The 9018-nt window shown below is 63.9% G+C and carries 6 protein-coding genes; all 6 read right to left on the minus strand.

Features of this window, described 5'->3' with window-relative positions; all coding sequences use genetic code 11:
* Positions 1-12 precede the first annotated feature (12 nt).
* The 6 genes from ACG2LG_RS00995 to ACG2LG_RS01020 all read right to left on the minus strand — a co-directional run bounded on the left by ACG2LG_RS00995 (position 13) and on the right by ACG2LG_RS01020 (position 8628).
* On the minus strand, positions 13-2970 hold the full coding sequence (locus tag ACG2LG_RS00995) for a PSD1 and planctomycete cytochrome C domain-containing protein (RefSeq protein ID WP_396255547.1): 2958 nt from the start codon (positions 2968-2970) through the stop codon (positions 13-15).
* Positions 2967-3935: a sialate O-acetylesterase gene (locus ACG2LG_RS01000; protein WP_396255548.1), complete on the minus strand. Its 969-nt coding sequence runs from the start codon at positions 3933-3935 to the stop codon at positions 2967-2969. The genes ACG2LG_RS00995 and ACG2LG_RS01000 overlap by 4 nt, the downstream gene beginning before the upstream one ends.
* A 110-nt stretch (positions 3936-4045) precedes the next feature.
* Entirely contained in the window at positions 4046-4870 is an 825-nt protein-coding gene (locus tag ACG2LG_RS01005) for a metallophosphoesterase family protein (protein WP_396255549.1), read from the minus strand.
* Between the two features lie 27 nt (positions 4871-4897).
* Positions 4898-6355 (minus strand): prenyltransferase/squalene oxidase repeat-containing protein, encoded by a 1458-nt coding sequence (locus tag ACG2LG_RS01010; protein ID WP_396255550.1) that lies wholly within the window; start codon positions 6353-6355, stop codon positions 4898-4900.
* Positions 6356-6448: 93 nt separating this feature from the next.
* Positions 6449-7873, minus strand: coding sequence for a signal recognition particle protein (gene ffh, locus ACG2LG_RS01015; RefSeq protein WP_396255552.1), 1425 nt, complete (start codon positions 7871-7873; stop codon positions 6449-6451).
* An 86-nt stretch (positions 7874-7959) separates the two neighbouring features.
* Complete coding sequence (locus ACG2LG_RS01020; protein WP_396255554.1) at positions 7960-8628, minus strand: hypothetical protein; 669 nt, start codon at positions 8626-8628, stop codon at positions 7960-7962.
* Between the last annotated feature and the right edge of the window lie 390 nt (positions 8629-9018).

The following is a 9018-nucleotide window of genomic DNA, read 5'->3' on the forward strand; positions in this document are numbered from 1 at the left end:
GGGCAGGTGGGTTCAGTTCCTGGTGATGGCCTCGTCCAGATTGAGGAGGCTGCGCGAGACCATTGCCCAGGCGGCGGTCTCCGGTGAAGCCCCGGGCTTGCCCAGGATCTCGTCCGGATTCAACTCGCCGCCGACCAGGCGTTCCATCTGGTCATCATGGAAGCGGGTGATCTCGAGGATTTCTGCTTCCGCAGGTTCCCGGGTGAGGACCCTTCGAAAGATCCATCTGGCAGCCGCGTCCCCGGAGAGCCCCGTCCCGCCGAGTTCGATCGCCATCGCGCTCGCTGCTTCGAGGAACATCGGGTCGTTGAGCAGCGTGAGCGCCTGCAGGGGCGTGTTGCTGCGCTCTCGCTGGACGACGCAGGCTTCGCCGGTCGGACCGTCAAAGGTCAGGTAGGCGGCGAAGGGGGCCGTGCGCTTGGCGAAGGTGTAGAGGCTCCGGCGGTAGCGCTCCGGGCCCGTGGCGGCATTCCATTTGGGGGCGCCGTAGGCGGCGGCTGTCACGCTTTGGGGCTGGGGCGGCCGGACGCTGGGTCCGCCGATCCGACGATTGAGGAGTCCTCCGGCAAGCAGCGTGCCATCGCGGATCATCTCGGCTTCCAGTCGCAGGCGCGGAGCGCGGGCGAGCAGGACGTTGGCCGGGTCCGCCGCCCTCAGGCCGGGGGATGGGGTCGAGGTCTGGCGATAGGTGGCGCTGTCGACGATCAGACGGTGCAGTCGTTTCAGCGACCAGCCATCCTCGACGAATCGGCAGGCCAGCCAGTCGAGAAGCTCCGGGTGGCTGGGCAGGTCCGACTGGTAGCCGAAGTCGGCGGCACTGCGGACGAAGCCGAGTCCGAAGAAGGCGTACCAAGCACGGTTGACCGTGACCCGGCCGATCAGGGGGTTGCGGGTCTCGTCGACCAGCCAGCGGGCGAAGGTCAGGCGGTTTGCGGGCGCTCCCTCGGGAAGCGGGGGGAAGGCCGCCGGGGTTGCGGGCCGGACTTCCTCTTCCGGGGAAAGGTAGTCGCCGCGGTGGTGGCGGTGGGTCTTGCGGGGGTTGTTCTGCGGGCGCTCCCTCATGGCGAGGGTGGTCGGGAATTGTGGCAGGCTCTTCTCGAGATTCTCCAGGGGCTTCCGGGCTTCGGCGAGCGGGCCGGCGGTCCGGGCGAAGGCGAGCTTGAGCTCACGCTCCGGTGAGGTGAGGGGGTCGAGTGCGGGGTCGGGCCGGGCCTTGACGGGATGGGTGGCGGTGGTCGCGGAAAGCCGGAACTTGCCGAGTCCGGCGACGAAGTGCCGTTCGAAGAGAAGTTCAATTTCCAAGTCGCCCACGGCCTCGAGCGGTTCGGCGAGGTTGAGCACGATCTCGTGCGGCTTGCCTTCCGCGGTGGCGGTCGACCAACCGGTGGAGCCGTCGCCGTCGAGGACGTTGGAGGCCTTGGCATCGCCGCTGCCGATGGCGATCCTGCCGAAGTCGTGGGACGCGCCGGCAAAGCTCAGCGGTCCACCATTGGCCGTGGCGCGGAACTCACTGAGGAAAAAGTCGCCACTACGTCCTTCGTAGTAGGCGGCGCCGGGGCCGCCGGCGGGAAGGCGTTCGTCCGGGAGCGCCTCCAGTCTCAGCGCGGTGATCGGCGGGCCGGAACCGGGCAGCCCGATCTTCAGGTGGTAGACGTCGCGTTTCTGGAAGTCTCCGCTCGCAAAAATGACGCCGTGGTCTTCCAGGGTGAGCAGGGGGAGGGTGGAGGTGAGAGCGCTCGGTTCGAGGATTTTCCATTCCGCCCAAGTGCGCTTCTGGTCCTCCAGCCATGCCAGGAACTCCCCTTCATCGACCTGCTCGAGCAGGCGTGCCTCCTCCTGTCTGATGCGGGCCTCCAAGGCTTCGCGCCTGGCGACGAGGTCGGGACTCCTGACGGCGATCTCCGGCTCATCGGCATTGTTGAGCAGGGCCATCATCGAGAAGTAGTCCGTATGGGTGATCGGGTCGAACTTGTGGGTGTGGCACTGCGCGCACTCGATGGTGAGGCCCATCCAGACCTTTCCGGTGGTGCCCACGCGGTCGACCATCGCGTGGTAGCGATATTCGAGGGGGTCGATGCCTCCCTCCTCGTTGAGCATGGTGTTGCGGTGGAATCCGGTGGCGACAAGTTGATCGGTGGTCGGATCGGGCAGCATGTCCCCGGCAAGCTGTTCCACGGTGAACCGGTCGAAGGGCATGTCGGCATTCAACGCGTCGATGACCCAGTCGCGGTAGGGCCAGATGCTGCGTTCGCGGTCCTTCTCGTAGCCATTGGTGTCGGCGTAGCGCGCGAGGTCAAGCCACAGGCGGGCCCATCGCTCGCCGTAGTGGGGGCTGGCGAAAAGGCGGTCGAGCAGCTCGGTCCATGCCTGCTCCGGATCCTGACGCCACCGCGCCAGAAAGGCATCCGCTTCCTCCGGAGTGGGAGGCAGGCCGATGAGGTCGAAGGACACGCGGCGGAGAAGCGTCACGGGATCCGCCTGCGGAGCGGGCTTGAGCCCCTCGGCCTCCAGTCGTCCGGCAATGAACCGGTCGATGCCGTTCCTCGCCCAGCCCTCTCCGGCGGCAGGAATCTCCGGCTCCACCGGCGGGGTGAAGGCCCAGTGGGGTTCGTATTTCGCGCCTTCCTCGATCCATTTCCGGAATACCGCCAACTCCCCGTCATTGAGCCGGGGCTTGTTGGCATTCGCCGGAGGCATCACCTCGTCGGGGTCGTCGGAGGTGATCCGCTTGATCAGTTCGCTGGCATCCGGATCGCCGGGAACGATCGCGGCATATCCCCCCAGGTCGCGGGTGGCTTCGTCAAAGGTGTGGAGTCCGAGGTCGGCTTCGCGCGTCTGTTCATCGAAGCCGTGGCACTTGAAACACCGGTCGGACAGGATGGGCCGGATGTCGCGGGCGAAGTCGACCTCCGCCATGGCGCAGGGTGCCGCGGCGATGAGGGCCGCGGAAATGACGAGACGCCTCCTCATTTCTTGAGCAGTCCGATCATGGCCTCACCCATGTGGGTGCCGATCAGGTAGTAGGTTTCCCAATTCCGCATCCAGTGAAATCCCTGCTTCGACGGCGATTGCTCCTCGCTGCGCTGGAAGTCGCGGGTCTCGACGCCGGCCACGGTGCCCTTGAACTCCGGGTGCTTCTGCGGGTCCGCCAGAGCCAGTTGGGCCTCCATCAGTTTCTCGACCTTGGCCTTGTAGCGCTGCGGGTTGTCCCAGCCTCCGATGCCGGTATTGGCGATCACGAAGGGCAGGTCCTCGACGCCGAGATCCTTCCGCATGTCGCGGACGAAGTGGACGAGATTGGACTCGTAGGCGTCGACCGCCGATTGGTCGATGCGGTCGTTCCAGCCCTGGTGCCAGCCGAAGCCGACGAGTTCCCATTCCTTTCCGTCAAACTCGGGGAAGTATTTCTTCAGGTTTCCGGTCACCTCTTTGGTGATTCGGACGGTTTCCGCATACTGAAACCCCTTGTCGCCGTCCTTCTGCGGAGCCGGGTAGCCCTCGACGCTTGGAGGAAGGAAGTTGTGTTTCAGCGAGCGCCCGCCCCAGGCGCATTTGACGAGAAGCACGGGATCTTCGAAGTGGTCGCCGACCTCGAAGCCGAAGCCATACTCCGGGCCGATGTGGTCGTCGCTGGCGCCGTAGCCGACGGTGAGCCAGCCCTGCTTCTGCTTGTCGGCGTAGGAAAGGTCGACGATCCACACATCGTCCCGCACGACCGGTTCCCCTTGTTTGTCGACGAGATGGGCGTATTTCCCGGGATGGGCCTTCAGTTCGCCCTCCATCGTGCCGGGTCCTCCCTTGAGTTGGCCGAATCCGACCATGTTGGACTGTCCGGCGAGAACGAAGACCTTGAGTTTCCCGTTGGCGGGGACCGTGGCCGGATTGGCGGCGAGAGCGGCCGTAAGGGTGAGCGAAAGGATGAGGTGACGGATCATGGTGCTGGAAAGAGTTGACCACGCATCAAACGCCGGAGGAGTGGCCATCTTTCGGAATCATCGCCGGATTCGGGCGGGACTCAATCGAAAGAAGGGAGCGGCGGGCATGCTCAGGACGGGCGGACCTCGATGAACTCCCGCACGATTTCTCCGTCCTTCGCCGAACACACGAAGTAGCCCTTTTCGGTGGTCTTGTCGTGGTTTCCGCGGCTGATCGCGCAGCAGCGGTTGGTCGTGATCGTGGTGCCGCCGTAAAGGTTCTCGGTGAAACCGTGGAAGTGCCCGTTGAAGACCGCCACGAGATTGTGATCGGTGAACCGGGCCAGCAGATCGTCGGCATTCAGGGGACGCATCCGGACGCCTTCCGCCAGGGGGAAGTGGGTGAACAGCACGGTGGGCCGGGCCCGGTCCAGCTTGGGGAGGTGGTCGTCGAGCCAGTCGAAGGTGGCTGGCTGGATCTTCGTGTTGCTGTACTTGGTGCCTTCGGTCGAATCGAGTCCGACGAATTGCCAGTCGCGATGGTCGAGCCGGTAGTTCAGCTGTTTCGGGAAGAGCTGGTCGTAGATCGAGCGGTCGTTCTGCGGTGTGTAGTCGTGGTTGCCGGGAACGACGTGGAAGGGCATGCCGAGTTGGCGGAGGAAATCACGGATCGGCCCGAGTTCGTCCTTCCCGCCATCCTGCGCGAGATCTCCGACCAGTAGGCAGAACTCGGGCTTCGGATCCAGGGCGAGGATGCTCTTTGAGACACGCTCGAACCAGCCCGGGCAGGCATCGCTGCAGAAGTGGGTGTCGTTGAGGACGATGAAGCGGAAATTGCCGCCCTCGCCGTTCCCGGCAGCGCGCAGGTGACCCGGCCACAGTCCTGCGGCGAGCAAGCCTCCGGCCGATCGGTGGATCCATGACCGCCGTGACAAGGTCTCGGGGCGGTTCTTCATCGTGTTTCGGGAACTCGCTCGGAACCGTCACTTCACACCCTCACCGGTGGCCGGCAGGAAGCGGTAGTAAACCTCCAGCATCATGGTGGCGAGGCAGGTGGTCATGTGGACGTTGATGGCGCCGTGCTTGACCTTCTTCTTGGCCCAAGAACCGTCGTCGGCCTGATGCTTGAGCAGGACGTCCCGGACGCGCTCGTTGTAGTTCTTCCACTCGACCCCGCCGTGGTTCAGCATCGCCTGCGCGTTGTAGTAGTGGTAGTAGAGGTTGGCGGATTCGCCATCCCAGTCGAACTCCGAGTTCTTGCTGATGTTCTTGATGCCGAGCCGGGCCGGCTTGGACTTTCCTTCACCCCACATCTGGAAGGCGAGGACACCTCCGCTGGTGAGGCCGTGACTCGCCCCACCGGGGCCCCGGTAGCCGATGGCACCTTGCGGGCTCTGGCTCTTCTCATACCATTCCAACGCCTTTCTGGCGGGCTTGCGGAAGGCTCCCGTGTCCCACAGGCCGGTGTGCTTGCAGGCCTTCATGGCCTGAACCTGCCAGGAGCCGACCGAGTTGTCTCCCCCGTTGGTCGGCTTGTAGCCATAGACCCAGCCACCGGACTCGCCCTGGCCGTTGATGATCATGTCTCCGGCCTTGCGGGTCACCTTGTCGAGGTTGGGAATGTTCAGTCCGAGTTGGTGGCAGAAGGTGTAGGCTTCGGCGAGCGCGTAGGTGGCGATGCCGTGCTCGTAGACCCACTGGTGCCCGCCCACGGGAGAAGTGGCCAGGCGGCCATCCTGTTTCATGCCCAGGTCCACCAGATAGATGATGCCGCGGGTGACCGAGTCGCCGAACTCCTCGGAAAGGGGGGTCTCGCAGTGCCCGAGGTAGGCGAGCAGCGCGTAACCTGTCATCGCCGCCTTGTAGCTGCCGGTCCAACTGCCGTCCTCGTTCTGCGTCTTCTTGAGCCAGCGCAGGGCCTTGACCACCGCTTCCTCGCATTCGGCCGTCCCGCCGTTGGAGAGCAGGCGCTCCATGCGGTCGGCCTTCGAGCAGCGCTTGCTCATGGTCGCCGGGATGCTGCCGAAACCACCGCCGCCGGAACCGTCGCCGTCGGAACCCCAGCCATCGCCGAAGTCATCACCGCTGCCGAACTCGAGCGAAGGCTCGGTGACCATCACGTCCGGCACGGGCACGGCGGTCGGGGAGGCGGTGTTGGAGGCGATCACCTTGGCCGCCGAACTCGAGGGCGCGCTGGGTTTGCGCTCCACCTGGTTGGTGGGCTTCTTCGGCTGGATCTCGGTGTTGTCCTCGACTCCGGCGGAGTAGGAGACGATCACCGGGGTCTCCTTGCTCCAGGGAGTCAGGAGGATGAAGGCGAGGATGAGGCCGACGAGGAGGATCACCAGCAGGCTGATGACGATGCTGAGCACCGTCGCCGACCGCTTGCGGGCCTCGAGCTGCTGCATTGCCTCGGGGGACATTTGGGCGTGAAGACTCATGACTTGAATTTGGGAACTTTTTGGGAGGATTTCACCTCGGAACGGCGGGGGCCAGCCTCAACTTAGGGGTTTCTCGGGCTTTTTTTCGGCGATTCAGCGTTTTTTCCCACCCAGGCCCTTCAGCAAACCCTCCAGATCGCCCAGATCTCCGGGATTGGGCATGCCTCCACCTCCCATGCCGGGAAAGCCACCGCCCATGCCGCCGAGACCGCCCATCATCTTCTTCATTCGCTTCGGCGAGCGCATCATCTTGCGCATTTCGCCGAACTGCTTGAGCAGGCGGTTCACCTCGACCAGCGTCACCCCGGAGCCGGCGGCGATGCGCTGACGCCGCGAGCCCTTGATGATTTCCGGCCGACGCCGCTCGAAGGGGGTCATGGATAGCACGATGGCCTCGGTGCGCTTGAGCCGCTTGGGGTCGAAGGCCGCATCGGGGAGCTGCTTCTTCATCTTGTTGAAGCCGGGCATCAGGGACATCAGGCCCTTCATGTCGCCGAGCTTGCCGATCATCTTCATCTGGTCGAGGAAGTCGTAGAAATCGAACTTGCCGGAAGCCATCCGCTCCATCGACTTCATCGCGCTCTTCTCGTCGATCTTCTGGGCGACCTGCTCGACCATGCCGACGACGTCGCCCATGCCCAGGATCCGATCGGCCATGCGGCTGGGGTGGAACTCGAAGAGCTGGTCGAGCTTTTCGCCTTCACCGGCGTATTTGATCGGCTTGCCGGTCACGGCGCGCATGGACAGCGCGGCCCCGCCTCGGGCGTCACCGTCGAGCTTGGTGAGGATGATCCCGTCGATGCCCACGGCTTCATCGAAGTGCTTCGCGACCGAGACCGCTCCCTGACCAGTCGCGGCATCGGCCACGAGCAGGGTTTCCTGCGGTTGGACGAAGGCGTGGAGGCTCTTGAGTTCCTCGACCAGCCGCTCGTCGATTTCCTGCCGGCCGGCGGTGTCGAAGATGACCACGTCATGCGGCTGCGTGTCGGCCCAGGCGAGGGCTTCCTTCGCCACCTTGACCACGTCGCTTTCCGAGGCATCGGGGGTGTAAACCGGCACCCCCACCTGTCCGGCGACCGTCGCGAGCTGGTCGATGGCCGCGGGACGGTAGAGGTCGCAGGCGATGAGGACCGGTTTGCGGCCTTCGTTCTTGAGCCGCAGCGCGAGCTTGCCGGCGGTGGTCGTCTTGCCGGCGCCGTTCAGGCCGCACAGGAGAAGACGCCCCGGAGACTCGAGATTGAGCGGCACCTGGTCGCCGCCGAGCAGGTCGGCCAGCTCGTCGTGGAAGATCTTGACGATCTGCTCGCCGGGCTTGATCGACTTGAGCACCTCCGCGCCCATCGCCTGCTCCTTCACATGGGCGATGAAGGTCTTGGCGACGGTGAACTCGACATCCGCCTCGAGCAGGGCGAGGCGGATCTCTCGCAGGGCGTCGGTGATGTTCTTTTCGGAAATTTTCCCGACGCCGCGGAGGTTGCGGAAGGTCTTGTCGAGGGAGTCGGAGAGGGTGGAGAACACTTCGATTTCAGATTTCGGATTTCAGATCGCAGATCGCGGGGGAATGAACCGCGAAGAAGGCGGAAAGGCCAAGGAAAATGGGAGGACTACGGACAAGGCCGGGAATTCAGCCGGAGGAGACGCACGCTGAGATGGAAAAAGCCCACTGCCACCAGAATCGGCAGGAGAAAACCGATGAGGAACTCGGAGATTACCGAAATCCCGAAGTCGTCGTTGCGCATCTCGACCTTGTTCAGCACCGAGCTGAGGTCGATCCAGAGAAGGAAAGACAGGAGGATCATCATTCCCCTGCTGATCCACTCGCGGGTCGTGGGTCGGGGGGGCTCAATAAGCCACTCCGCCAAAAGACGTACCGAACCGAGGTAGGTGGCGATGGCGGCGAGCGCGATGACGAACAGGCTGGGCGTCCACCACGGGCCCACGAAGCGGGCCATGACGCTGAAGGCTGCGAGAAAGGACAGAATCCCCAGGTTCGACTTGAGAAGGCCGAAGGTGGGTGCGCGCAAGAGTTGGAGTCCGGTAACGGCGATCCAGAAACCAAGGGCGAGAGGAAGGAGCAGAAAAGACAGGCCGATCCAGTCAGGAAAGGCGTCGGGAAACGGGTCTCGAAACAGGCCGATCACTGCAAACACGACGAACGAAAGGCCGAGGAGAAGTGCGGGAATGCCGAGGAATCGGCTGCGGGTTCGGACGTCGAACTGCGGGCCCGGCTTCGGTTTGTCCGGTGTCTCCCACTCTGGTGATCCCGCGGTCATCTTCGATGAGCTGCGCCATGCTCCACTGGAACTTGGCCATTGTCACTTGGAACTTCAGCCCCGCGGGACGTAGGCGGTTGCGACAAGGATACACCGCACGCGGACGAACCACCCAAAACGTCGAGGAGTTTCTCGAAAGCATCCAAATCATCGCCAGATTACGCGGCGCGCGACCCGGCAAATACCGCTTCAAGATCAAGCCCGGACGACCGCACCCCGACGAATTGAAAATCGTCCTCACCGGAAACCACGCCCCGGACATGATGCGACGCGCCGCAGAGTGGAGCGCGGAAGGACACGGACTCAGGAAACCGTAGGAAAGAAGCGGGCCGTTCCACCTAAAACTACCATGAACCTCGTAGATAAAGACCCTAAATGTATGTTTTTTTG

The organism is Haloferula sp. A504 (assembly GCF_044385805.1).
In the GTDB taxonomy this organism is placed as follows: Bacteria; Verrucomicrobiota; Verrucomicrobiia; order Verrucomicrobiales; family Akkermansiaceae; genus Haloferula.